Source organism: Peribacillus sp. NPDC094092 (assembly GCF_050279365.1).
Classification (GTDB): Bacteria; Bacillota; Bacilli; order Bacillales; family DSM-1321; genus Peribacillus.
Genome location: NZ_JBNNUC010000002.1, coordinates 735,659 through 762,087, shown reverse-complemented (window position 1 = coordinate 762,087; position 26,429 = coordinate 735,659). Strand labels below are relative to the sequence as shown.

Here is a 26,429-nt window from a genome sequence, read left to right as displayed (position 1 = left end):
CCCCTTCCTATAGTAATACTGCTTTTTCTTCTAGTTCCTTCATGATGATCACTCGGTTCACAGCATTCAAATATGCTTTGGCGGATGCTTCCAAGACGTCCTGATCGAGACCGCGGCCGCTTGTTTCCACTCCGTTATAATCAATTTTCACAAAAACCTGGGCAAGAGCATCCATTCCGCCGCCAACCGATTGAATTCGATAGTCCAGCAAGCTGATCTCGCCGCCCAAACATCTTTCAAGCGTGTTATATAGGGCTTCAACACTGCCGGCACCTGTAGCCGCTTCCTGAATCTCTTCATTATCGCCTTTTTTCAGTGTGACCGTAGCTGTCGCCGTCTGATGTGTACCATGGGAAATCTGTAACGAAACCATGTCATAAAAACTGATATCCGCCGATTTTTCTTCAAGCACGAGGGCAACGATATCTTCATCTGTCATCGTCTTTTTATTATCGGCCAATTCCTTGAATTGGACGAATAACGAGTTCAATTCCTCATCCGTTACAGTAAAGTTCAACTCTTGTAATCTTTCTTTGAAAGCATGGCGTCCTGAATGCTTTCCTAAAACGAGTGAATTGGACGAAACCCCGACGAGTTCAGGTGATATGATTTCGTACGTCGTTTTTTCTTTTAACATACCATCCTGGTGGATGCCAGATTCATGTGCGTATGCATTGGCACCAATAATGGCTTTATTAGCAGGAACTTGCATTCCCGTAAGGCGGCTGACCAAATCACTGGTCCTTTTAATTTCATTCAATACAAGATCCGTTCCCGCTTGATAGAAATCTTTACGGATGTAGAGTGCCATAGCCACTTCTTCGAGCGCCACATTTCCGGCACGTTCTCCAATTCCGTTGATTGTGCCTTCGACTTGCGTAGCCCCGCCTTCGATGGCCGCCAAAGAATTGGCTGTCGCCATTCCAAGATCATCATGGCAGTGTGCGGATAAACTAACTTTATCAATAGAAGGAACATGTTCACGAAGGTACCTGAAAATGTTTCCGTATTCGATTGGAGCTGCATACCCTACAGTATCCGGGATGTTAATGACCTTGGCACCAGCTTGAATGACCGCTTCAACGATTTCAGCCAAATAGTCAAGTTCTGTACGGCTTGCATCTTCTGCAGACCATTGCACGATCGGAAAACGCGCCGCTCCATACTTAACCATTTCAACGGACTTTTCAATCACTTGCTGCTTCGACATTTTCAACTTATATTCCCGGTGAATGGGCGAAGTGGCGATGAACGTATGCAATCTTGGTTCTGCGCCGCCCCTTAATGAATCCCAAGCTGCATCAATATCACCTTTTACAGCACGCGCCAGCCCTGTGACAGAGCTGTTTTTAATTTTGCGCGCGATTTCCTGTACGGAGTTGAAATCCCCTTTGGATGCTGCCGGAAAACCAGCTTCGATAATATCAACACCCAATCTTTCAAGCTGATAAGCAATTTCAAGTTTTTCGGTAAAATTCAAATTTACACCGGCTGATTGCTCCCCATCTCGAAGTGTAGTTTCAAATATATTAATTTTTCGCAACGGCTACCACTTCTTTCTCTTTTTGTTGAGGTTTCACGAATGGCATCATTTTTCTTAACTCACGGCCAACCACTTCGATTTGGTGTTGGTTTTCACGATTATTGATTGCATTGAAAACTGGACGATTCGCTTGGTTCTCCAAGATCCATCCTTTAGCGAACTCACCGTCTTGGATGTCTTTCAAGATCGCTTTCATTGACTCTTTCGTAGTTTCCGTCACAACGCGTGGTCCAGAAACGAAATCTCCCCATTGAGCTGTATCAGAAATGGAATAGCGCATGTTTTCCATACCGCCTTCATACATAAGGTCGATGATTAATTTAAGTTCATGTAAACACTCGAAATATGCTACTTCCGGTTGATATCCAGCTTCTGTCAAGGTTTCGAATCCAGCTTTCACAAGCGCAGTCAATCCGCCGCAAAGTACTGCCTGCTCTCCGAATAGATCCGTTTCCGTTTCTTCCTGGAAAGTGGTTTCCAAACCGCCAGCTCTTAAAGAACCGATTCCCCGAGCGTACGCAAGTGCCAATTCCTTTGCTTCACCCGTTACATTTTGATAGATGGCGAATAATGCCGGCACCCCTGCACCTTGTTCATATGTACGGCGAACAAGATGTCCCGGTCCTTTTGGAGCGACTAATAATACATCTACGTCTGCAGGAGGAACGATTTGATTGAAATGGACGTTGAATCCGTGTGCGAACATTAACGCTTGACCTGCACGCAATACCGGTTTGATTTCTTCTTGGTATACTTTCGGCTGAGTTTCATCCGGTAATAGATTCATGATAACGTCTGCTTGTTCAGCAGCTTCTTTCACCGTGTAAACGTTAAAACCGTCTTCCACCGCTTTATCGAATGATTTACCTTTCCTGATTCCGATGATTACATCTACACCGCTGTCACGTAGGTTTTGAGCGTGTGCGTGTCCTTGTGAACCATATCCGATTACCGCTACCTTTTTATTGTTGAAGAAATTCTCGTTTGCCTCTGCGTTATAATATACTTTTGCCATAATAATTACATCTCCCTTTTCATCATTGTTTTTTTGGTTTTTTGTTTTGGTTTTATACGATTGTCGCGCTCTTAGCGTGTGCAATTTGCATTCCACGCGGGATAGCGGCTGTCCCTGTCCTTGCCAATTCCTTGATGCCATATGGCTTGATCAGTTCAATGAAGGCTTCGATTTTATCCGATTCCCCAGTGATTTGAACGGTCAGGCTATCTTTACTGACATCTATAACTGACGCTCGGAAGGGTTCGATGACTGAATAAATCTCGGCTCGGGATTGTGTGGTCACCATTATTTTAATGAGTGCAAGTTCCCTCGCCACAATCGATTGATTCGTAATATCAAACACTTTCAAAACATCGATCTGCTTATTCAATTGCTTGGTGATCTGTTCGATGACAGCTTCGTCATCAACATCGACCACGAAGGTCATCCTTGAAATGCCATCCTGTTCGGAGGGTCCGACAGTCATGCTTTCAATGTTATAATTTCTTTTCGTGAACAGGTTCGTAATCCGATTCAGGACGCCTGGCCTGTTGTTCACGGTGAGGCTAAGAATTCCCTTCATTGATTAAACTCCTTCCATTTCATCAAGCCCTTTTCCTTGTGCTACCATCGGAAAGACATTTTCATTTTGTTTTACACGGAAATCAATCAGCACTGGACCATCAGTCTTTAACGCTTCATCCAGGCAGTTGCTTGCCTCTTCCTCCGTCGTCACTTTGTATCCAGGAATGCCATAAGCATCGGCCAATTTCACGAAATCGGGATGCGATTGAAAAATACTGTGTGAGAAACGGTTATCATGAAAGAGTTCCTGCCACTGTCTTACCATCCCGAGTGCCCCGTTGTTGACGATGATGATCTTGATTGGCAGCTTCATTTCGGCAATGACCGAAAGTTCCTGCAGGCACATCTGGAATCCACCATCCCCCGAAATGGAAAGCACCGTCGCTTTCGGATTCGCCAGTTGCGCTCCGAGAGCCGATGGTAAGCCAAAGCCCATCGTCCCCAATCCACCGGAAGTGACCCATGAATTCGGTTTGTTAAACGGATAGTATTGTGCCGCCCACATTTGATGCTGACCAACATCCGTCGTAACAATGGCCTCCCCATTTGTCTTTTCATGAAGCATTTGGATGACACGCTGAGGTTTCAGTACGCCTTCTTCACGGGTATAACGCAATGGGAACTCTTCATTCCATGCAGTCAGCTGCGATGTCCATACATCAATTTCCGGTTTCTTGCCATTTTGTGCAATCAACTCCGCCAGTGCTTCCTTGGCACTTCCGACGACCGGAATTTTTGTCGGCACATTTTTACCGATTTCCGCAGGATCAATATCGATATGGGCCACTGTTGCGTGCTGTGCGAATTTCGCTAGATTCCCAGTCAATCGATCATCGAACCTTGCACCGATATTGATTAATAGATCACATTTCGATAACGCCATATTCGCTGCATAGCAGCCATGCATACCACCCATTCCGATAAAGAGAGGATGTTCCGCCGGAAAGCCCCCAAGACCCAATAAAGTGTGGACGACGGGAATGCCTTGCTGCTCGACATATTCCTTTAATAGATGGGAGGCCTTTGCATGCAGGACACCTGCCCCTGCAAGAATGACCGGTCTTTTCGCCCCGCTTACGGCTTCAACAAGCTTTCTGATCTGCAAGTAATTAGGCTTGGTCGTCGGCTGATAGCCAGGAAGATCCATTTCTGGCTCCTTATCCGTCGATTCACCTTCTATAATGGCCATATCCTTAGGTATATCGATTAATACCGGGCCGGGACGGCCGCTTGAAGCGATATAAAAAGCTTCTTTTATAATGCGCGGAAGGTCTTCCGGCTTCCTTACCTGATAGTTATGTTTTGTAATCGGGGTAGTGATCCCAAGTACATCAGCTTCCTGGAAAGCATCCGAACCAATTACACCGGTAGCAACCTGACCCGAAATTACCACAAGCGGTAAAGAGTCAATCATCGCATCGGCCAAACCGGTGACAATGTTCGTTGCCCCTGGACCGGATGTGACTATGACCACGCCCGGCTTGCCGGTAATCCTGGCGTATCCTTCCGCTGCATGTATCGCACCTTGTTCGTGCCTTGTCAAAATATGAAAAAGTTCTGAACTGTAAAGCTTGTCATAAATCGGCAATACAGATCCTCCCGGATATCCAAAGATGACTTCAACATTTTCCTTTTTCAATGCATCCAGCAGAAATTCGGCTCCACTATAATGTGTCTTTCCACTCTTCCGATCAGCAACAACTGACTTTTGTGTCATTTCGTAAAAACCTCCTTCGCTTTTCTACTGAATGTTTTCCTAACATTCAGAATTTTCAGCTTTTTATGCATACAAAAAAGCCTTTTCACCCCAAATGTACTTGCACTTAGCAAGTTAAAGGGGTGAAAAGGCTTGATGAGCCACTCCACGGTACCACCCTTTTTCGCATGAAACTCCATGCGCACTTTGAATAGCCTACACTATTCTCTGTTTTGGTAACGGGTACTGGTACGCACCCGTTCAGCCCTACTAGTCTGACGTTCAAGCTGAAACTCCAAGGTGAGTTCATCTTTCGGGACAATACCGGCTCTCAGCTACCCGGCTCTCTGTGACTGCCTTTTTAAAAGACTACTTATCCTCTTCAATGCTTTTCGCATTATTCATATTTTTCGAAACGCTTATGTTTGATGTCTTGTATTTGTGATTATCTTACGTGTATTTAAGGTAGTAGTCAACAGGTTTTTTGAAATTTTTTGATAATTCTAAATTGAAAGATTTGTTGTATACGCTTACATACCTATCATGACCACATTCTACGAAAAAAAGTTTTTTCAATTTTTAATTTTTAAAACCGTCAAATACCCCATTAAAATTATGAAGTGATAACGAACTTCTCCACTAAATTTTCCCGAGACTTAGCCAGTAATGATTGTCTCAAATAGCGGGGATGAAGATCATCGAAAAAATGACAAAGGGCTGAACACAGGTGATATTACTCATCCCTGGTCCAACCCTCTGGTTCATCTAGCCAATACATCCCCGTATTCTGCATGTTTTTCAAATTGTTTTTGCACGAACGAACATACCGGAACAATTTTCAATTTTTCATCCCTTGCGAAGCCTATTACCTTTTCAACAAGGGCATTTCCTACCTTTTGCCCGCGAAGCTTGTCAGAAACAACGGTATGATCGACCGTGATTTCACCATCACCTGATTTAAAGAATGTGATTTCCGCTAGTTTCTCGCCAGATTCTTCGACAAAAAAAGAACTTTCACCTTTTTTGATATCCACCATCTTGATGACCTCCTTTTAGTTCCTCTTTATCATATCTCACAAAATGGAAATTAAACAAATATTTAAAACGTGATCGAAATGAATAAAGCAAAGGGCTTCCAGGAGTCTAAAACAAGCATTGACCATGTGAAGTTTATTCACAAGCTGAAGGTGGCTAATCAATAGTATTAAAGGAAGGCAATAGAAAAAACTTGATCGAACTTTTCCTTGGAGCTTATATACACATCCTACGGTAAAAACTAAGTTATTCCTTGGCTGACGTATACAATACTGAATGAAATTGCTTTTGAAAAGTTTTAATTATTCTTTCATGCCCAAAATGAAATACAGTATTTTCAAGCTTTCGTTTTTTGATTGCCATTGATTAATGGAAGGAATCTTACCGTGATAATGTAAGACTAAGTTTAAAAAAACTGTCCTATATAGTCAGGACAGTTTTAAACTTTTATGAACATAAAATATAAAATGATCATCGATAACAATATGACCATAAAAACAGCGATCAATATTACATGTGCACTTGAAGGCCGGAACGTCCCTTCATTGATTTGCCGCTTCTTCTGAAGATAACCGAATGTCGCCAGAACTGTAATCACCAGGCCCAATCCACACGCAAACATCCCTAGCACGATACTGATGAAGTCAATCCGGGCATCCCGATGCACACCAATCGTGAAATGCAGGCTTGTCGCAAGAAAACCAACCCCCACTATTGCAATCACCGTTCTTATCCACGCTAAGAAGGTGCGTTCATTAGCAAGATGCTGCTGGGCATATTTCAATTGGTTTTTTTCCATGTCATCACCTTAATCGCACAATTTTGCCTAACCTTAAAATCCAATCATCTTTTCAGCAGCCGAAAAGCCCTGATCATAGACCCGACAAACATTAGCCCTGCACCGCCGAGTAATAAATATATACATAGTGTTTTATCAATAACATTCATGGGATAAAGCAAGGCCCCCAGCGCAACAATTGTCCCTATCCCTGTTATGGTCCATCCTATTTTCTTCATTCGCAACTCCTAAAATTAAATATTTAGTGAAGGTCCCCCATGGGTTTCCCCTTTTAAAAAGCTCCCTCATTACTAGCTTAAACCATTTAAAAACTAACAACAAGCGAGATCCCCTAATTTTCTTCACGCAAAAAAAAGAGCCATAAATGACTCGCTGTTTCGAACACCCCCAAATTCAGCCGTCCTTATATTCTTTTTTTCTTTCCACTCAAACCCGAAGTTCCCTTGTGCAAGGGGATAAAGGAACCACCAATAACCAAGGATCCGTGAATAGGTTTATGACATCCACCCATACACACACCGTTATATGAATGAAGAATGCCTTAAGTTTCTACCCTTTTTTTAGATACCCATCCCCAAATTCCCCTCCTACCATAAAAATGAATGGTTTCAAAAGTAAATCAGGAGCAGGGAATCTTTAAGGGCTGCGCATAAGTCAGTTGGATTTCATCCTATTGTATCCCCGCTCTTCGTATGGCTGTATTTTTTCTAGCCACTCTTCTTCAAGTTTTTTCAATTCCCGTTTAGCATCAAAAAATCCTGTTTCTTTCGGTTTCAAAACTTGCAGTACCTCAAAAGAAAAAGCATCTTTCCCATATTCGTTCCACTCACCTTGCAGCACTTTATTCGTATTTGTTCCGACTTCCAATTCAAATTGTTTCCCCTTCAACGTCTTTAAATTCCTGGTACTTCCGATAAAGACTTTATTATTTACCGTATTTCTGATTTGGTATACACCAGCTTCAACTTTCGTTTCTTTATATAATTGCTTCAATTCTTTTTTACGATCCATATTTCATTCCTCCAGTCTTCATTTCTTCAGCCAATATTGGCTCCCATCAGGCTTTCTATCCAAGAACCCATATTCTATTAAATATCTTCTCAATAGAACATGATCAGGATAAACGGCACCCAATATTTGATTAATTTCTTTCTCTTCATATTTCCGCTCTTTTTCAAAACGGTTGATAATTTCTTGGAGAATGATCAGTCTTTGTTTTTCCTTTGGCGGGAAAGACTTCAATGCATCCTGACTGCCTTTAGGGAAGTATTTTTTCAGCACAGTCACCTTTTCATCCTCGGTAACGTTATAACGATCATCGACCATCCTTGCTTTCTGATGAAGCGGGATAAATGCAGGAGCATGTTCATCTTTATCTTTCAAAAGTTCCATCAGGGCTAAAAACAGCTTAGCCTGACGCTCCTTCTCTTTCAACACAAAGCGATGGTTCCTGATGGTGGAAGGACTCCCAATTCCCATTTCCTCCTGAACCTCAGCATCATTCTTCCCTTGGTAAAAAAGGCGGAGGAGGCGATTTTGATGGTCTGTCAGACCTGTAAGTTTTTTATCGAGATCAATCAAATATTCAAAAACGGAGCGGTGTGCCTGTTCAATATGAATTCCCATATACCTCTTCGCTTCATAAAGAACCCCATCTTTCGGGTATACGATCCCCTTTTCAATTGCATTTCCGCACAGCAAACAAACATATTGATTCTCACCTTCGATATACCCTTGTTTAAGCTCATCCTGAGATGCACTCCAAAACATTTCAGCGCCCTTCATAAAACAAACACTTCCCTATAAAGTTTATAATATAATAAACATAATATTAATTTGTTTGATTTATGTCAATGTTTTTCCTGTTTTTTTCACTACTCCAGCAACCTGAAAGCAAAAAAATTAAATAGAATTAGATATAAAAAAAAGGCATCCGATCACGGATGCCTTTTTTCTGTCATATGAAATACCTCCGTCAGCGCTCATCAAGAGTATTAGCTAGGTACAAACTTAAGTAGTCCTTCCAGATAAACACCTTGTTCTTTTCGTGTGCATTCCCTCAACTTGATTCTTCCTTCTTTTTCTAACTCCTTGGCTAATTGGACCACTTCAGTTCCATCTTCGGTTATTTCGACTGAGAAAAAATTGCCCCGAGTGGAAGTTTGAATGAACTTGAATAATCGATCTTTATTCATCTAAACATCTCCTTATTTATAACAAGTTCGACATTAAAGGTCATCCACCTGCGATAAATATGAAATAAAAATCTTCTTTATCGTTATACGAACATCATAAAAGGACACGCATCGAAATTACCCACATTAACTTATACAGCTCAAAAAAGAAAAAAAAAGCCAAAACCTTGGAAGGTTTTGACTTTTTTAAGTTAGTGTCCCAGGAGAGATTCGAACTCCCGACCGACGCCTTAGAAGGGCGTTGCTCTATCCAGCTGAGCTACTGAGACATATCGCTATTTTTCTTCAGTTCAGTATAACGGCCACTTTTCGAACTTAGACCGTAACAGTGATTCTTATTATAACTTAATATAATACTCATTGCAATACTAGTAATATTTAATTTTGAAGAGTTTTAGAACACGTCTACCATTAATTCAATATTTATCATGGTATTTAAATGAAGTTTGCAGAAAAAAATGAGGAATACACTTTATCGAACAATTCGAAGGTATCATATATCACTTATTTCTACTTCAACATCTAATAATTCTTTTCTTTTGGTCATACAAAAAAACCTCCTATATTGTTAGTAGGATAAATCGATATACGGTGTAATATCTTACATGACCGTTATACTGACCGTTTCACTAAACGATATAGAAGGTTTTCGTAGCGGGATTTAAATCCACTAAGTTAGTGTCCCAGGAGAGATTCGAACTCCCGACCGACGCCTTAGAAGGGCGTTGCTCTATCCAGCTGAGCTACTGAGACGTTTATGATATAAGTTGCGGTAAAACTTATGTATTACCTTAACTGTTCCCTTAGGACACTTCTTATTATAGTAGGATACCATAAGAAAGTCAACGGTTTTTCATAAAAAGTTTTTTCTTTTTTATGAACCTGGAAGCGGGTAAAAACGCTTCCTGGTTATAATACATGAAGTCATTCCATTCGATAAGCATTTCTTAGTTCGTCAACGATTTTTCCTTCAAGGTCATAAAAGATGATTTCAAGTTGGTCATTTCCGATATTCAAAATGGCATAGGTTTTTTCTTTTCGTCCACGCGGCTGCCGTATGCTTCCCGGGTTGATGAAGAGCTTGCCGTCAATCAATTCTGAGCCTGCAGCGTGGGAATGGCCAAAGCAAATAATATCCGCCCCTGTCTCATCACCTTTATAAGAAAGGTTCATCAAGGTCATATTTATATTATAGAGGTGTCCATGCGTAAGGAAGAAACGCTTGCCTGCAATACTCTCCACAATATCATTCGGATATGCCGAATCATAGTCACAGTTCCCACGAACGGCGAAGAACTGCGTCATGTGAGGATCATTTCTTTCCAACTCTGAATCACCGCAATGGATCATGGCAGCAACCTCTTGTTTATGACGTTCGGCAATCATGCTGATTTCATGAGTTAAGCCATGACTGTCACTCATTATTAGCACTTTCATCGTCACATTCCTTCTTCCCTTTTTAGAAATAGATCAAGTTTTTCATCTAGAGCCCTCAATGCGTTGGCACGGTGGCTGATTTTGTTTTTTTCCTCTTTTGTCAATTCGGCATTTGTTTTTCCCTGTTCCTCAACAAAAAAGATGGGATCATAACCAAATCCATTCGTTCCTGAAGGCTGTTCTGTAATCAAGCCTTCCATCGTTCCCGATACCGTAATCGTTTCCTGGTTAGGTGACGCTAGTGCCAAGGCGCAATAAAATCTCGCCGTTCTCTCCTCTTTCGGCACGCCTTCCAGTTCCCTGAGTACTTTTTCCGTGTTTGCTTCATCGCTCTTGGCCTCTCCAGCATAGCGCGCAGAATATACGCCGGGACGGCCCTCCAATGCATCTACAATCAATCCGGAATCATCAGCAATGACAAAGTGGCCTAGCTGATGGGCAATGGCCTCTGCCTTCAGGATCGCGTTTTCTTCAAAAGTCGTGCCTGTTTCCTCAACATCAGGAGCATCCGGTACATCGAGAAGTGTTTTAACTTCATATCCTTTTGCAGAGAATAAGCTTTCGAACTCCTTGGCCTTCCCTTTATTTTTCGTTGCAATGATGACTGTCTTCATTTTTCATTTCACCCTTTTTCATTTGATCAGCATGAAGCTTTTTTGGGGCTAAGAAAGAATTCGCTGTAACTCGTTATATGTAAACGCTGCTTCTTCTCCAGTTCCAAACGGATGAATTCAGCGCTGCCTTTCACGATCACAACGGCCGCTGAATCAACCAGATAAGTTAAGTCTAACACAACTCCCTCATCTGCAATAAGCCGAAACTTGTAATCTAACGTTTGTAATTTTCACTATGTTCAATATGGATATTGATTTTCATGTTATTTATTGAGGTCTTATCAAAGGAATTAATCATTTTATTATCCCACTTATTGACATGGTATCTGTATGCCTTTTCGCTGATGTTAAAAAGGTCTGTATTGATTCCCCCCCCTGCATCCAATGTCTTCAAAATATCTTCCTCAACTTTTATTTCTACCTTTTTTTCGATTTTTTCCATATCAACGTTATCTAAATTTTGTTTCAGAATTCCATTTGCTCTAACTTCTAAATCATATAAAGGTTTCTTTTGCTGCCCCAACACCACGATGTTTGTTTTGGGGTCCATGATTTCAACACTTACCTTTTGTTCGTTCAGCGAAAAGAACATCACGGTCGCCTTATTTTCAACCCATTTCAAACCAATCAAATCTTGTTTACTAACGAATCCTTTATATTGTTGTTTTGATAAAACATAGCCGCCATTCAACGTTGGTATCTTCTTTCCTTTCCCGCCCTCTGAGAAATGATGCTCATTTATGACCAAAGAGGGAATTAAAATGGAGCCGACCGGTTGATAAAACTTTGAAACCAGTTCACTGAATTTTAACGGGGAAATGAAATAGTTCTCATAAATAACGGTTTCTGGCCTTTGAGTGATCGTGAATAAGTTAGGAAGATTAAAGAAACTATCACTGTCAAATACCTTTTTAATATCCTCGTCCGTAACGAACAGCCATGAATTGTATCGCAATAAGGGCTCTTTCCCTACATATTCAATGAAATCCTTCATTTTATTCTTAATTACACGCTCACTTAAAATAAAGGAGTTAATATGCCCGATATAAAGCGGTAATGCGGCATGTTGTTCTAAATCGGTAAATGCTTCCTCGATACTTTCCCCTTTACCTTCCCCAATGACAACGGTAGATTTCTCTTGTAATATAGCCGCCCCCTCTTGTTTTGCAATATCCGCAAAATTCAACGCTTGAAAGTATAAGATGAATTCTCCCTCTTTATAATCGATCCCCAGGGCTGATCCGTATGTTTGGGCTTGAATTTCTTCATTCCCCAGCACCCTGTCGTCAGTAAAAGTTGACAGCCAATAACCATGACTGCAATTAGCTTTCTCATTTGTTTGACTCCTTTTGAGGTTCATTATCAGTGGACTGTATAGCTTGATTCCGTTGCCTTAACATCCCATACGGAAGCCTGAATAAGACCTTTAACATATCCGATTTATTTGGCTTGGAAAGTGGATTCACAAAAGGCTGGCCGAAACTTTCCAAGGAAACCACAATGATCAAGACAAGGAAAATCCCCATGAAGAATCCAAACAAGCCTAAAAACGCTGAACACGCAAATATGAATAACCTTATAAGAACGATATTCCCTGCAATATTCTGATTGATTAACGTATAGCTTGCGAGAACTGTAACAGCTATTATTACAAGCATGGATGGTGAAGTCAGCCCTGCCCGAATTGCTGCATCACCTATGATCAACCCGCCCAATACGGAAACCGTAGGACCAACAGCTTTAGGCAGGCGAAGACCAGCTTCTTTAAATAGTTCAAACAATATGATCATCATGAAAGCCTCCAACGAAGCAGGAATCGGCAATCCCTGTCTCGTGATTGAAATCGTCGCGAGAAGCGAAAAGGGAATTTGGTCGAATTGATAGGAAACTAACGCTATAAAAAAACCAGGTAACGTAACCGCTACAAATAAGGCGACGATACGAATGATGCGCATGAAACTAATGTAAAAAAAGCTTGCATGTGCGTCATCAGCAGCGTACAGTAACTGATTAATGCTGGTCGGTCCGATCAAGCATGTCGGATTCCCGTCCACCAGGATGGCAAAGCGCCCTCGATTCAAGGATTCAACAACATAGTCCGGTCGACCGATATAATCCATTAAAGGGAATATGGAAAATTGAGTATCATATAGGAGTTCTTCAACTTGGTAACTACTGACTATGATATCGACCTTTAATGAATCCAGTCGTTCTTTAATATCCAAAAGAATCGAGGGATTAATAATGTCATCTATATAAAGCAGCAAAATTTTAGTTTTACTTCTTTCCCCGACTGTATATTCAATGCATTTAAGTGTTGACGTTTTTAACCTTTGGCGGATTAAAGACATGTTATCCGATATATTCTCAACAAATCCATCTCTAGGTCCGCGAATGGATGATTCTATATTGGATTCTTCCGGACTTCGCTTAGGGGAATTAGCTAATGGTGTATAGTAAATTTCATTAGTAGATTCATTAATGATGATTAGGTCTCCTGAAAAAAGAATGCTTTCTACTTCCGCTTTTAAATCGGAGTCTTTTTTTAGCGTGCCGATCTCCATAATATGGCTTAATCGATCAATTGTTAACTCCCCATTTTCTTGGATCGCTTTTGATATTGTAGGCAGTATCACTTCATTGATAAATTGCATATCCACTAAGTTTGGCGCATATAAAAACCCCAACAAATAACGACCTTCAGGATCAAATGTTTTTGTTCTTAAATCAACATCAGAGGAATGATCGAACCATTTTTGGATTTGGCCAATGCAAGAAGGAGTTCCATTCAATTTTCCCTTCCTCATAATGTTTCACCTTTTCCTTTTTTTATGATAAGGAATAACAATACAATTGCAGCACTCAAGAGAAACAGACTACTGATTGGAAAGAAATATTTGTATATAAAATAAAAAAATGAAGTGGCATCCCAATGGATGAGCGTTCCAAAAACAATCATTAAATATAAGGAAAGCAGTATCCACTTTTGATGTTTTGCATTTGAGATTAATTTATATCCTATATATAAACATAAACTTATCCGAATCATGGAACCTGTAAGCCATTGGAAAATGGAAAGGAAATCGAGTCGAGTAATATAATAGCCAAACCTTAACAACTTCCACTGTTCATATGCTGGATTCCTCATTTTCACCGCTTCCACAGAACCAAATTCTGCAATCGCTCCCATGAGGGGTCCTAACGTCAGCATGATTAAAATTACACCAACTAATAGAATCCACTTGGCTTTTAGCTTATCTTTCAGGTAAGGAGTCAAAAATAAAAAAACGATCATTTCTAAATATCCTGCACTCGTATACAACATTCCATTTAGAGCATGGCGATAACCGCTTTCAAATACCGGGAACAATAATTCGTAATTCTTATTAGGCGTATTCCCAAGCCCCACAAATATCCCGAAAAAAGTGACGAACGGAAGAAACAGAAGAGCCAAAGTGCTTATGGTGCGTATTCCTTTATATGTTGCAAAACTACAAATAAAAGTGAATAGGCTAACGACTACGATGTTCGGTATGTCATGAGTGTAATTAGCTTTTGCCCAAATCACTGTAAATTTGACGGTAATGAAGGCGTTCATTACAAAGTACAACGCAAATGCTATCGTGAAAATATATGTAACAATAGGTGTAGACCATTTTTTTAGAAGAGCGATTATATCTTCTTTATCTAGCTTTTTATAAATATAAAAAATAAATAGCGTCCAAACGATACAGGGAAAAACACTTATTGCGACACTTACCCATGCGTCGCGTTGAGACGCGGTTAAGATATTGGGAAGGAGCAGGACATGTACCATGAATCCTGTATTCATTATGATCAATACATAGATGTGTACAGCCTGAATTACCTTTTGATCCATAATGTCCCCCCATTGATAGCAATATTAAAAGTAATTTCCCCTTTTAAAAAATTATTTATGTAAAAACTTTCTCACGATACGGAAATTGCCTGGCAGGGGCATTAGTTTTCAACGAATGCAATAATTAAGTTTATCCAACATGGGCTCTTAAAGGTGGTCATTCAATTCTGGAAGCAAAAAAATAAGAGACAGCTTCAGGCTGCCTCATTGTGCTATTCCTAATATAATATGGTTCTTTAAAAACTGCCTGTGTTGACTTTCTCTGGACGGACAACTGGTTCGGATAATTTCTTTCCTTCTTCATTAAGAACATCTGCGCTGCCCTGCACTTGTACTTCAACGCTTTCAATTCCTTTCTGTTCCGTTAAAGAAAGGACCAAGGCATCCAGGACTTCTTGTGATACCTTTTTCTCTTTAAAGCTTCCAAGGATATTTTCGTTAAAATTGAGGCTGACCTTACCTTCTGCCACTTTAGGCTCGTCAAGTAAAGCTACATCGCTCATGAACCCTGTTTGCAAGTTAGAACCCGTAGGACTCTTCGTTAATTCCTGAATGACTGCCGTTACATTATCAGACACCGTTTCACTGATCCTGCGTGTCACCGGAACATAATACGTGTACTCCTCGTCACCGCCTACATAATAAACGGTCAGTGCTTTTGTATTGGATATGTCGACTACATCACTCGTATCGATATTGATTCCTGACGACCTTGATATGTTTTCATCTATCGGTGTGCCATTGACCGGCATTTCGGAAATATCTTCTCCATTGATTCTCATTTGGATTTTATCGACCGAGTCGAATTGTGTAAGGGTCCATGTAATGGCTTGAAGAATTTTAAGTTCATCCTCTTTCTGATAGTTCTTGAACTCCGGCGAAAAGTCCGCCACAGCCACTCCATCTTTAATGTTCACGCTTATTTGGGTATCGGCAGGAATGACGGCCCTGAACCCATTTGGAAGTTTATCCGTGACCGGTCCATTACTGACAAGGTAATCAAGGGCCTGTTTAGCGACAGCTTCCGATTTAGGAAGTTCCAATGTCTGTGGAACCACATACCCGCTTTTATCGATTAAATATAACTCCGTCTTTACCGTTTTCGATTCAACGGCGCCTTCTTCTCCATCAGTCGCTGGCTTTTCCTCACCATTCGTTTCTGTTTCTTTCAATGAAGATTCATCCTCGACTAATGAAACATCCTTTGGTGGATCGATTTCCTTTTTCTCTTCACCGCCAAATAATCCGCAGCCCGAAAGCCAAACAGAAGATGCCAGAATGGTCACAACCATTGTTACTTTTGATTTATTGGACATAAAATCACTCCTAGGACAGTTTGTACTCCTATTTATACGAGCCCTAGGGGAAAATAGACCAATTATTTTTCTCTCTTATACGGAGCCCGGCATCTTGCCCGTATTGATGCATCTTTGTCAGCTTCATTGGGATTTCAGGAAATCCTGATTGGAACAATCGAATTCCCATTCCCTTCTGTCCCTTAAAGCCATTCCAGGCTTCCATCTTCTCTAGCGGTATATCCATCCTGGCTTGCAGATATATACGAACATTTTCATTCTTCCCTCCGAAAAAAAGACTTCCAAATGGAAGTCTTATAAGTGATCAATTTTAATTGTTTCGATGTCATTGACATGTATACCGAGCCAGCTCGATGCGATGGAACCAAACATATCTCTTGAACCGGTTGTGTAAAAGCAATGAACTGGACGGAGCTTGCTTTTATTGATTAATTTATAGTAATCCAAAATGACACTTGCCTCACGGGCCGTCTCTTCCCCAGAGGAAATGACTTGCACTTCATCCCCCATATAGGAAGAGATTACAGGCCCCAGCAGTGGATAATGGGTACAGCCAAGGATCAATGTGTCGATCTTCGTTCTCTTCAACGGGTTCAAGGTTTGTGCCACGACCCTATTGACGATACCCCCTTGAAACTCCCCGCTTTCCACGATTGGGACAAATTTCGGGCATGCTAAACTGTCTACTTTCACATCGGAATTGATGGAAGCAAGCGCGTCGTCATAAGCTTTGCTTTTTACCGTGCCTTCCGTACCAATGACGCCAATATGCAAGGAATCAGATACTTTCAACGCCGCCCTTGCCCCTGGATGAATGACACCCAAAACGGGAATCGGAAGGATTGCCCTGATCTCATCCAATACAGCTGCAGTGGCCGTATTGCAAGCGATGATCAGCATTTTTATATCCTTCTTCATCAAAAACCTCGTCATCTGCCATGTGAAGGTTTGTACATCTTTTTTAGTCCTCGGCCCATAAGGGCATCTTGCTGTATCACCTAAGTAAATTATATTTTCATTTGGAAGCTGACGCATGACTTCTTTAGCTACTGTCAAGCCGCCTACCCCTGAATCAATGATACCTATCGGTTGTTTCAAAAAACTCGCCTCATTTTTCTTTCATTTCTTGATGTAGTTTTGCTAGAATCCCTTTGAGGGACCTGATGTCAGATTCGTTAAAATTGACTAACACGCCACTCAAGTACTGCTGCCGTTTATTAATTACTTCTTCGATAATCCGTTCACCTTCTTCAAGAAGGTGAATTCGAACCACACGCCGGTCCTTTTCATCCCTGACACGCTGAACAAGCTGATGTTTCTCCATGCGGTCAATCAGATCCGTCGTTGTGCTGAAGGCGAGAAACATCTTCGTGGACAATTCGCCAATCGTCATGTCGCCTGATTCAAAAAGCCATTGCAAAGCCACGAATTGAGGAATGGTAATTTTATAATCATGGAGAATTTCTCTTCCCCTTTGCTTAAGCCATGTCGATACATAGCGCAATTCCTTCTCGATATCGGCTACATATGCCGCCTGCTTCTCTTCATCCATACACACAGCTCCCCACTTCATGAAACTTATCATACTACCATTTTGGATGAAAGTGAAATGATTTTCAAGATTGATTGCCTGGAATCATAATGAAACCCCATACATAAAAATAAGCAGCATCCAAAGAAGTCAAAACAACCAAGTTGCTTTGCCCTTCCTTATATGCTGCCAATAAACGGGAGAGAAAATATTTATAAGGCTTACGTATTAAGAGTTAACACATTAAAGCTTCAGTTCTCCCATACGAAGGAGTTCTATGACTGCCTGCGAACGTCCTTTAACTCCAAGCTTCTGCATCGCATTCGAAATATGGTTTCGAACTGTTTTTTCGCTAATAAACAATTCACCTGCGATTTCTTTTGTTGTTTTGTCTTGTACTAGTAACTCAAATACTTCTTTTTCTCTTTTGGTGAGTAGTGGCTTATGAGTGAATTCGTTCTCCTTCAAGTAATGTTACCCTCCTTGCCTTCACCAGCATAAAACCCGGAGTGGGTGTCTATTTAGTCAAGATATAGTATGTCGGCTGGGGCAATGGAGTGACTCTTTTACTTGTCTAAATGGAAATATTTTTAGGAATGTGCATCTCTGTATGCCACATTGATCGCTTCATCTCTTCCGTCCAAGGTACGGGTTTTCCGGTGGTCTTGGAAACTTGTACAATCGTCCCCCTGCCTATTAAACAAAGTGAACCATCTTGTTTGGTCCCCATATAATGTAGGTCCACTGAAGAATTTCCGATATGGTCAGCTTTCACATGGATTGTCAACTGATCATTGAAAAACACCTGCTTCAGGTAATCACACTGTAAATTTGCAACAACCGGCATCTCCCCGCATTCAGCCGAAGTCCAATCCTTCATGAACCCCATACTGTTGAAATACTCAATCCGAGCCTCCTCAAAATAAGTAAAAGGAATCGTGTTATTCAAGTGCCCAAACATATCAGTTTCCGAAAAGCGGACCTTAATCTCATGTTTAAAAGAAAAATCATTGATCCACTCCGTTATATTATCGATATATGATAATCTGCCCAACTTGTGCACACCCTTTCTGAATTGAATGACTATTCACTCATTTTATAAGAAAATAACGATAATGAAAAGGATTTTCTATCGGAAGCAGGCTAATTTTATCAAGCTCACATCATTAACCAATTCCTTCACCATTGGCTTGGTGCCGCTTTCACCCTTCAACCCCCTTTACCAAACAAGACTACGTATGTAAAACAAAAAAAAAGAACCCATATCATAAGATACAGGTTCTTTCATGTTCATTATTAAACTTCATCGCTGCCGAAGAAGTTACGGAATTGTTGGATCGTAGTATCACGGTTCAACGCGGCAATAGAAGTCGTCAATGGAATGCCTTTAGGGCAAGACTGCACACAGTTTTGTGAGTTACCGCAGTTTGCAAGTCCTCCATCACCCATGATCGTATTTAAACGTTCAGCTTTGTTCATTGCACCTGTTGGATGTGCATTGAATAAACGAACTTGCGATAATGGTTGTGGTCCAATGAAGTCTGAATTGCTGTTTACGTTCGGACAAGCTTCCAAACAAACACCGCAAGTCATACATTTAGATAGCTCGTAAGCCCATTGGCGTTTCTTTTCTGGCATACGAGGTCCTGGTCCAAGATTGTACGTTCCATCGATTGGAATCCATGCTTTTACCTTTTTCAATGAGTCGAACATACGGCTGCGATCGACTTGCAGGTCACGAACAACAGGGAATGTACGCATTGGAGCTAGGCGAACCGGCTGCTCCAATTGATCGATAAGAGCTGTACATGATTGTCTTGGTTTACCATTGATAACCATTGAACAAGCACCACATACCTCTTCAAGACAGTTCATGTCCCATGCGATTGCTGTAGTGTGCTTGCCTTGTACAGTTACTGGATTACGACGAATTTCCATTAGAGCGGAAATTACGTTCATATTCGGGCGGTACGCTAATTCGAATTCCTCATCATAAGGAGCTGAATCCGGTGTATCTTGACGAGTGATTATAAAACGGACTGTTTTAGTCTCAGATTTAGTTTCAACCATTTTTTTGCTCCCCCTCTTTAGTGTTTCGTTGTGTAGTCACGTTTACGCGGTGCGATCAGTGATACATCGATATCTTCATAATGGAATTCAGGTGCTTGATCCAAGCCTTTGAATGTTGCCATAGTCGTTTTCATGAATTCTTCATCATTACGTTCCGGGAAATCAGGTTTGTAATGCGCTCCGCGGCTTTCGTCACGGTTTAAGGCACCAATTGTGATTACACGAGCCAATTGCATCATGTTTTGCAGCTGTCTAGTGAATGCTGCTCCTTGGTTACTCCATTTTGCCGTGTCATTGATGTTAATTTTCTTGTAACGTTCCATCAGCTCAAGAATCTTGTTATCCGTTTCTTTCAGCTTGTCATTGTAACGAACCACAGTAACATGCTGTGTCATCCACTCACCAAGCTCTTTGTGAAGGATGTACGCATTTTCGTTACCATCAAGAGACATGACATCATTCCATTTCTCCTGTTCTTGTTTTTCGTACCCTTCATACAATGAAGAAGGAATGGATTCTGAAGTTTTATCAAGGCCTTCAATATATTTAACGGCATTCGGTCCAGCGACTGAACCACCATAGATTGCAGAAAGAAGTGAGTTCGCACCAAGACGGTTACCGCCATGTTGTGAGTAATCACACTCACCTGCAGCGAATAAACCTTTGATGTTAGTCATTTGGTCATAATCCACCCAAAGTCCGCCCATTGAATAGTGAACGGCAGGGAAAATTTTCATTGGAACTTTACGAGGATCTTCACCCATGAATTTCTCGTAGATTTCAATGATTCCGCCAAGTTTTATATCAAGTAATTTAGGATCTTTATGTGATAGATCCAGGTAAACCATGTTTTCTCCATTAATGCCAAGCTTCATGTTCATACATACGTCGAAGATTTCACGAGTCGCGATATCACGAGGTACTAGATTTCCATAAGCAGGGTATTTTTCTTCTAGGAAATACCAAGGTTTTCCGTCTTTATATGTCCAGATACGTCCACCTTCACCACGAGCGGATTCACTCATCAGACGAAGTTTGTCATCTCCAGGGATTGCTGTCGGGTGAATTTGGATGAACTCACCATTTGCATAATTTACACCTTGTTGATAAACGATGGAAGCTGCTGATCCTGTATTGATCATTGAGTTAGTTGATTTACCGAAAATGATTCCAGGGCCGCCGCTCGCCATGATGACTGCGTCGCCAGGGAATGATTTGATTTCCATTGAAGTCAGGTTTTGAGCTACGATACCGCGTGCAGTTTGCTCATCATCGATAACGGCTCCAAGGAATTCCCAGCCTTCATATTTCGTTACAAGGCCTTCAACTTCATAACGGCGAACCTGCTCATCCAATGCGTAAAGCAATTGTTGACCAGTTGTTGCACCGGCGAATGCTGTACGGCTATGTTGAGTACCACCGAAACGACGGAAATCAAGAAGACCTTCCGGAGTACGGTTGAACATTACACCCATACGGTCAAACATGTGGATGATCGATGGTGCTGCTTCGCACATCGCTTTAACCGGCGGTTGGTTAGCCAAGAAATCTCCGCCATAAACTGTATCGTCGAAGTGGATATATGGAGAATCCCCTTCACCTTTTGTATTTACTGCCCCGTTAATTCCGCCTTGGGCACAAACTGAGTGAGAGCGTTTAACAGGCACTAAAGAAAATAAATCAACCTGTTGTCCCAGCTCTGCTGCTTTGATCGTAGCCATTAATCCAGCTAGACCTCCACCAACGATAACTATTTTACCTTTACCCAATTCTGTCACTCCCTTATTTCCATTAGCCAAGCTATGTTTTTCCTAATACTTATGAATGAACTCTATCTTCTTATACGAAAGCGAAAATTGCGCTAACTCCGATATAAGAAAGAAGAACGAAAACGATCAATGTAAAGTAAGTCATGATTCTTTGCGATCTTGGTGAAACTGTCAGACCCCAGCTCACTGCAAATGACCATAATCCATTAGCAAAGTGGAAGATTGCCGAGATTACACCAACAATGTAGAACACAAGCATGAATGGACTAGAGAAAATATCTGCCATCATGTCAAAGTTAACTTCAGCACCCATAGCTGCCTGAATTCTAGTTGCCCATATATGCCAAACAAGGAAAATCAATGTTATGATTCCAGTAAGGCGTTGCAGCATGAACATCCAGTTACGGAAGAAACTAAATCTGCCTAAATTGTTTTTTGCTGTAAAGGCAATGTAAATTCCGTACACAGCATGGAAAATGAGCGGTAGATAGATAACGACCCATTCTACCAAAATTTTCACGGGCGTAAACTCAATTAAATGAACTGCCCCATTAAAAGTTTCTTCTCCTTTTGTTGCCATAAAGTTTACCGATAAATGAAAAATTAGGAATAGACCAATTGGAATTACTCCTAGAAGTGAATGAAGCCTGCGATTCCCAAACTCACGATTCTTTGCCACTAAGTGCCCCCCCTTAATTTGTGAAAAATCATGCAAAGATAATCTGGTGGCTACCTTTTATCTCCGCGTGAAAATACAGTATAGAGTCAAAAAACTCCTCTATACTTCCTTTACAATTATGTGACATGTCCATTTTACTCCTGACTTCTATGTGCGTCAAGAAAACGGATACAAGAAATCTCTTTTTCAGAATAGATTTTATTGGATTAATTTGACTTTTTTTTATCTATCAAGCACATATTTTGGAGAAATTACTCATTAATCTATTAATATCCCGGTATAATTTCTCATTTTTTTCCAATTGTTATTTAAATAAATAAAAAACAGTATAATTTGCAAAAGAAATGCGTTTATAATAGATTTACAGAAAGAGGCGATAAATTATGAAAAAAAATATTGCTGCTGCGATAGAAGAAGAGATTCAAACTGAAGAAATTCAACCTGAAGAATTCAAAGTTCCAGCTTTCGGGTACGAATTAATCAGAGAAGTTCTATTGAACGATATTCTCGGAAAAGACTCCAATCAAATCCTCTATTGGGCAGGTAAACAATTAGCAAGAAAATTCCCATTGAATGGCGATCAGGAAGTTATTGAATTTTTCCAAAGCGCTGGATGGGGCAATCTAGAAATCTTGAAGTATACGAAACACGAGATGGAATTATCCCTGACGGGTGAAATAATCAGCCGCCGCCTGGAGTTACACCCTGATTGTCACTTCCAGCTCGAAGCCGGTTTCCTTGCCGAGCAGTTTTCACTGCAAAAGAAATTCCTCAGCGAATCAACGGAAGAAATCAAACGCCGCGCAAAAAAAGTGATATTCACCATCCAATGGGATCCCAGAGATCCAATCTAATGAGCCCTTAAAACAGACTTACCCTTTTTACCGGAAGTCTGTTTTTTATTGGACTCCTGGCACTTAAGCTAGCACATTTGCATGCTGACCAAGTTTAAATGCTTCATGAAGGGATTCAACCGCCTTCACCATTTCCTTTTCATTGACGACAGTCGATACTTTAATTTCCGATGTACTGACCATTTTCACCTGGATGCCTGTATTGGCCATCACTTCAAACATTTCGGCAGCCACTCCGGGATTGGATACCATACCAGATCCGACGATGGACACTTTGGCCAACCCGCTCTCCGTTTCAACCCGGTCGAATCCCAATTGCACTTTATTATTTTCCAGCACGATCAATGCCGCTTCCGTATCTTCACTTTTTGTGGAAAAAGATAGATTGGTCGTATCCTCGGCGGTCATGCTCTGAATGATGATGTCCACATTGATCTGGTTTTTCGCAAGTGTCGTGAAGATTGTGGATAATGCACCAAGAGATTGGGGCAAACCATAAACTGTGACCCTCGTAATACTGTCTTCAAAAGCAATGCCGCGTACAATTAAGTTTTCTTCCATAGTTGCTTCCTCCTCTATGATCGTTCCTGATTCTCTCTCCATGCTTGAACGGACTTCAAGCGGAATTTGATAATTCTTTGCATATTCGACAGCCCTTGGATGAAGGACGCCCGCTCCCAGGTTGGCAAGTTCCAGCATTTCATCGTAAGAAATGGATTGGAGTTTCCGCGCACCTTTTATGTAGCGTGGATCCGTTGTGAAAACACCTGTTACATCCGTATAAATATCGCATCTATCCGCATTCAGCGCTGCAGCGATCGCAACCGCCGTCGTATCGGAACCGCCTCGCCCCAAGGTAGTGATCTCCCCATTTACATCGTTACCCTGGAAACCGGCCACGACCACTATTTTCTTCTGTTGAAGCTGAGCTTGGATCCTTGAAGCATCGATGTTTAAAATCCGGGCATTCCCATGAACGGATTCCGTTTGCATGCCAGCCTGCCAGCCAGTATACGAAATGGCTTCATGTCCTTCTTCAATCAATGCCATCGTTAACAGGGAAATCGTTACCTGTTCCCCAGTGGTCAATAGCATATCCATTTCCCTTTTGCTCGGGGTTCCGGAAATATCACGGGCCATGGAAACCAATTGGTCCGTTGTTTTCCCCATAGCTGAAACAACGACGACTACCTCATTTCCATTCTCCGCTTCCTCGATTACCCGATTGGCAACATTTTTGATTTTTTCTACGCTACCGACGGATGTTCCGCCAAATTTTTGAACGATCAATGCCATCCTCATGCACCCTCTCTACTTTTTAGGCAATAAAAAAAGCAATGAGAAATATCTCATTGCTGTGATCACATATCTAAAACTGTAAACACAGTGAGATAGCTCTCCAGGATATAAACCCTGACAATCCGCCATTTATTAAATGTCGGACCAGGAAGACAAGGTATGAGTCTTGTCTACCTTCGGCGTCATCCCCTTTCAAAACCTTTCATGGAAGCTCATACTTCTCCAGGTTTTTACTCTTGAATTCCGCACCTCTATCAGCACTTTTAAGTTGTCTAGTTAAAAATTCCTTTTAATCATAGCATAGTGATTTATCGGTAGCAAGATTATTCTTGTAATTTTCTAACGATTCCCTCGGCTACCCCTTTTGGCATACCAGCTTCCATGATCTCCTCGACTGTTGCCTCTTTGATTTTCTTCAATGATCCAAAATGCCTTAATAATTGTTTCCTTCGTTTTTCCCCGACTCCTGGAATATCATCAAGCTGGGAGTGAACCGCATTTTTGCCGCGTAGCTGGCGATGAAAAGTAATCGCGAACCGATGCACTTCATCCTGAATTCTTTGTAATAGGTAGAATTCCTGGCTCCGTGAATCAAGGGGTACGATTTCAAGAGGATTTCCGATCATCAACTGCGATGTCCTATGCTTTTCATCCTTAATGAGGCCTGAAAGTGGAATGTCAAGGCCCAATTCGTTTTCCAGAATATCCCGAACGGCTTCGACGTGTCCCTTTCCGCCATCAATGATGATCAAGTCCGGAAGCGGCAGCCCTTCTTTCAATACTCGTGAATACCTTCTTCTGACCACTTCACGCATCGATTCATAATCATCAGGTCCCTGGACCGTCTTGATTTTATATTTTCGGTACTCTCTTTTTTCCGGCTTCCCATCAATGAACACGACTAAAGCGGAAACAGGGTCACTTCCCTGGATATTGGAATTATCGAAAGCTTCAATTCGGTGCGGAGTGTAGATACCCAATTGGTTCCCGAGGTTTTCCACCGCATTGATCGTTCTTTCTTCATCCCTTTCAATCAAAGAGAATTTTTCCTGGAGGGCGATGGAGGCATTTTTATTCGCCAATTTAAGCATGTCTTTTTTCGCCCCCCTTTTGGGGTGAATCGTTTTGACCCCAAGCAGCCCTTCGGCCATTTCGGCATCAACTGATTCAGGCAGCAAGATTTCCTTTGGTTTAAAATGGTTCGTAATCTCGTAAAACTGACCTAGGAATGTAAGAAGTTCCTGTTCGGGTTCATCGTAGACTGGAAAAAGTGAAACATCCCTTTCTATTAATTTACCCTGCCGGACAAAAAATACCTGAACGCACATCCAGCCTTTATCATAGGCAAAACCGAATACATCCCTGTCGATGAAATCGGTCGTCATCATTTTTTGCTTCTCCATCGTTATATCAATGTGGGCAATCTTGTCACGGAACTCCTTGGCCCTCTCGAAATCGAGCTCTTCTGATGCCACAAGCATTTTTTCTGTCAGTTCTTTTTTTATTTCAGTATGCCCGCCGTTCAAGAACCGGTTGATATCATCCACCATTTTTTTATATTCCTGCTCCCCTACTTCATATACACACGGGGCCAGACACTGGCCAAGATGATAGTAGAGACAAACGCGATCTGGTAAAGTATTGCATTTTCTCAGGGGGTAGATGCGGTCGAGCAACTTTTTCGTTTCGTTGGCTGCAAACGCATTCGGATAAGGACCGAAATATTTCCCTTTGTCTTTTTTGACTTTTCGCGTAATGATTAGTCGCGGGTGGCGTTCCCCAGTCAGCTTGATGAAAGGATACGTCTTATCATCCTTTAGCATGACATTATATTTTGGGTCATGTTTTTTGATTAAGTTCAACTCTAAAATAAGAGCCTCGATATTGGATGAGGTGACGATGTATTCGAAATCCTCAATCTCATTCACGAGCCGAAATGTTTTTCCATCATGAGATCCCGTAAAATAAGAACGGACACGATTTTTCAACACCTTCGCTTTGCCTACATATATGATCGTTCCCTGACGATCTTTCATTAAATAACAACCAGGTTGATCGGGAAGAAGGGCAAGTTTATTCTTTATTTGTTGATTCATGCATTCAGCCTCCTGTTCTCCCATTTATACCATC

The 26,429-nt window shown here is 41.3% G+C and carries 27 protein-coding genes, 2 tRNA genes, 1 riboswitch and 1 other annotated feature; of the genes, 1 reads left to right on the top strand and 28 read right to left on the bottom strand.

The genetic code is table 11. From position 1 onward, the window contains the following. Positions 1–7: 7 nt before the first annotated feature. From ACQKNS_RS12685 to ACQKNS_RS12560, 26 genes are all read right to left on the bottom strand, one after another. Complete coding sequence (locus ACQKNS_RS12685; protein WP_427643319.1) at positions 8–1,543, bottom strand: 2-isopropylmalate synthase; 1,536 nt, start codon at positions 1,541–1,543, stop codon at positions 8–10. Then, positions 1,530–2,558, bottom strand: coding sequence for a ketol-acid reductoisomerase (ilvC, locus tag ACQKNS_RS12680; RefSeq protein WP_098370048.1), 1,029 nt, complete (start codon positions 2,556–2,558; stop codon positions 1,530–1,532). The genes ACQKNS_RS12685 and ilvC overlap by 14 nt, the downstream gene beginning before the upstream one ends. A gap of 52 nt (positions 2,559–2,610) precedes the next feature. Continuing rightward, complete coding sequence (gene ilvN / locus ACQKNS_RS12675) at positions 2,611–3,123, bottom strand: acetolactate synthase small subunit (RefSeq protein WP_427643317.1); 513 nt, start codon at positions 3,121–3,123, stop codon at positions 2,611–2,613. Positions 3,124–3,126: 3 nt separating this feature from the next. Then, a complete protein-coding gene (gene ilvB, locus ACQKNS_RS12670; protein WP_427643315.1) occupies positions 3,127–4,842 on the bottom strand; it encodes an acetolactate synthase large subunit in 1,716 nt (571 codons plus the stop codon). 115 nt (positions 4,843–4,957) lie between these two features. Next, positions 4,958–5,216 (bottom strand) — a binding site (T-box leader). 366 nt (positions 5,217–5,582) lie between these two features. Continuing rightward, positions 5,583–5,858: a GNAT family N-acetyltransferase gene (locus ACQKNS_RS12665; RefSeq protein ID WP_427643313.1), complete on the bottom strand. Its 276-nt coding sequence runs from the start codon at positions 5,856–5,858 to the stop codon at positions 5,583–5,585. A 437-nt stretch (positions 5,859–6,295) separates the two neighbouring features. Continuing rightward, a complete protein-coding gene (locus ACQKNS_RS12660; protein ID WP_427643311.1) occupies positions 6,296–6,655 on the bottom strand; it encodes a YidH family protein in 360 nt (119 codons plus the stop codon). 44 nt (positions 6,656–6,699) lie between these two features. Beyond that, positions 6,700–6,873 carry a hypothetical protein gene (locus ACQKNS_RS12655; protein ID WP_427643309.1) on the bottom strand — a complete coding sequence of 58 codons (174 nt, stop codon included), beginning with the start codon at positions 6,871–6,873 and terminating at the stop codon, positions 6,700–6,702. Between the two features lie 436 nt (positions 6,874–7,309). Then, a complete protein-coding gene (locus ACQKNS_RS12650; protein ID WP_283932017.1) occupies positions 7,310–7,666 on the bottom strand; it encodes a GIY-YIG nuclease family protein in 357 nt (118 codons plus the stop codon). An 18-nt stretch (positions 7,667–7,684) separates the two neighbouring features. Next, positions 7,685–8,440, bottom strand: a complete 756-nt coding sequence (locus tag ACQKNS_RS12645) for a DUF2087 domain-containing protein (protein WP_427643307.1) — start codon at positions 8,438–8,440, stop codon at positions 7,685–7,687. 209 nt (positions 8,441–8,649) lie between these two features. Further along, on the bottom strand, positions 8,650–8,850 hold the full coding sequence (locus ACQKNS_RS12640) for a hypothetical protein (protein ID WP_427643305.1): 201 nt from the start codon (positions 8,848–8,850) through the stop codon (positions 8,650–8,652). A 195-nt stretch (positions 8,851–9,045) separates the two neighbouring features. Continuing rightward, positions 9,046–9,119, bottom strand: a tRNA-Arg gene (locus ACQKNS_RS12635). A gap of 410 nt (positions 9,120–9,529) precedes the next feature. After that, positions 9,530–9,603: transfer RNA gene (locus tag ACQKNS_RS12630), tRNA-Arg, on the bottom strand. 171 nt (positions 9,604–9,774) lie between these two features. Then, positions 9,775–10,287 carry a metallophosphoesterase gene (locus tag ACQKNS_RS12625; RefSeq protein ID WP_427643303.1) on the bottom strand — a complete coding sequence of 171 codons (513 nt, stop codon included), beginning with the start codon at positions 10,285–10,287 and terminating at the stop codon, positions 9,775–9,777. A gap of 2 nt (positions 10,288–10,289) precedes the next feature. Then, positions 10,290–10,901 carry an XTP/dITP diphosphatase gene (locus ACQKNS_RS12620; protein WP_427643301.1) on the bottom strand — a complete coding sequence of 204 codons (612 nt, stop codon included), beginning with the start codon at positions 10,899–10,901 and terminating at the stop codon, positions 10,290–10,292. 26 nt (positions 10,902–10,927) lie between these two features. After that, positions 10,928–11,080 (bottom strand): hypothetical protein, encoded by a 153-nt coding sequence (locus tag ACQKNS_RS12615; RefSeq protein ID WP_427643300.1) that lies wholly within the window; start codon positions 11,078–11,080, stop codon positions 10,928–10,930. Positions 11,081–11,115: 35 nt separating this feature from the next. Next, positions 11,116–12,261, bottom strand: a complete 1,146-nt coding sequence (locus tag ACQKNS_RS12610; protein WP_427643298.1) for a Ger(x)C family spore germination C-terminal domain-containing protein — start codon at positions 12,259–12,261, stop codon at positions 11,116–11,118. Further along, positions 12,233–13,708: a spore germination protein gene (locus tag ACQKNS_RS12605; RefSeq protein ID WP_427643297.1), complete on the bottom strand. Its 1,476-nt coding sequence runs from the start codon at positions 13,706–13,708 to the stop codon at positions 12,233–12,235. The genes ACQKNS_RS12610 and ACQKNS_RS12605 overlap by 29 nt, the downstream gene beginning before the upstream one ends. Further along, positions 13,705–14,781, bottom strand: coding sequence for a GerAB/ArcD/ProY family transporter (locus ACQKNS_RS12600; RefSeq protein ID WP_427643296.1), 1,077 nt, complete (start codon positions 14,779–14,781; stop codon positions 13,705–13,707). Before ACQKNS_RS12600 ends, ACQKNS_RS12605 begins: the two co-directional genes overlap by 4 nt. 236 nt (positions 14,782–15,017) lie before the next feature. Then, positions 15,018–16,097, bottom strand: coding sequence for a GerMN domain-containing protein (locus tag ACQKNS_RS12595; RefSeq protein ID WP_427643294.1), 1,080 nt, complete (start codon positions 16,095–16,097; stop codon positions 15,018–15,020). A gap of 294 nt (positions 16,098–16,391) precedes the next feature. Beyond that, complete coding sequence (gene racE / locus ACQKNS_RS12590) at positions 16,392–17,195, bottom strand: glutamate racemase (protein WP_427643292.1); 804 nt, start codon at positions 17,193–17,195, stop codon at positions 16,392–16,394. 10 nt (positions 17,196–17,205) lie between these two features. After that, positions 17,206–17,649, bottom strand: coding sequence for a MarR family winged helix-turn-helix transcriptional regulator (locus tag ACQKNS_RS12585; RefSeq protein WP_283915332.1), 444 nt, complete (start codon positions 17,647–17,649; stop codon positions 17,206–17,208). Between the two features lie 222 nt (positions 17,650–17,871). Beyond that, positions 17,872–18,096 carry a helix-turn-helix domain-containing protein gene (locus ACQKNS_RS12580; protein WP_028392149.1) on the bottom strand — a complete coding sequence of 75 codons (225 nt, stop codon included), beginning with the start codon at positions 18,094–18,096 and terminating at the stop codon, positions 17,872–17,874. 106 nt (positions 18,097–18,202) lie between these two features. Then, positions 18,203–18,682 (bottom strand): acyl-CoA thioesterase, encoded by a 480-nt coding sequence (locus ACQKNS_RS12575; protein WP_427643290.1) that lies wholly within the window; start codon positions 18,680–18,682, stop codon positions 18,203–18,205. A 242-nt stretch (positions 18,683–18,924) separates the two neighbouring features. Next, positions 18,925–19,698, bottom strand: a complete 774-nt coding sequence (sdhB, locus tag ACQKNS_RS12570; protein WP_034308984.1) for a succinate dehydrogenase iron-sulfur subunit — start codon at positions 19,696–19,698, stop codon at positions 18,925–18,927. A 17-nt stretch (positions 19,699–19,715) separates the two neighbouring features. Then, positions 19,716–21,467 (bottom strand): succinate dehydrogenase flavoprotein subunit, encoded by a 1,752-nt coding sequence (gene sdhA, locus ACQKNS_RS12565; RefSeq protein ID WP_427644200.1) that lies wholly within the window; start codon positions 21,465–21,467, stop codon positions 19,716–19,718. 70 nt (positions 21,468–21,537) lie between these two features. Beyond that, positions 21,538–22,146: a succinate dehydrogenase cytochrome b558 subunit gene (locus ACQKNS_RS12560; RefSeq protein ID WP_076364864.1), complete on the bottom strand. Its 609-nt coding sequence runs from the start codon at positions 22,144–22,146 to the stop codon at positions 21,538–21,540. A 383-nt stretch (positions 22,147–22,529) separates the two neighbouring features. Here ACQKNS_RS12560 and ACQKNS_RS12555 point away from each other — a divergent pair, with 383 nt between their 5' ends. Then, positions 22,530–23,000, top strand: a complete 471-nt coding sequence (locus tag ACQKNS_RS12555) for a YslB family protein (RefSeq protein WP_427643288.1) — start codon at positions 22,530–22,532, stop codon at positions 22,998–23,000. 63 nt (positions 23,001–23,063) lie between these two features. Here ACQKNS_RS12555 and ACQKNS_RS12550 read toward each other — a convergent pair whose 3' ends face one another. Further along, on the bottom strand, positions 23,064–24,296 hold the full coding sequence (locus ACQKNS_RS12550) for an aspartate kinase (RefSeq protein ID WP_427643286.1): 1,233 nt from the start codon (positions 24,294–24,296) through the stop codon (positions 23,064–23,066). Positions 24,297–24,384: 88 nt separating this feature from the next. Further along, positions 24,385–24,561: riboswitch (Lysine riboswitch) on the bottom strand. A gap of 61 nt (positions 24,562–24,622) precedes the next feature. Beyond that, on the bottom strand, positions 24,623–26,395 hold the full coding sequence (gene uvrC / locus ACQKNS_RS12545; protein WP_427643284.1) for an excinuclease ABC subunit UvrC: 1,773 nt from the start codon (positions 26,393–26,395) through the stop codon (positions 24,623–24,625). Positions 26,396–26,429: the final 34 nt, after the last annotated feature.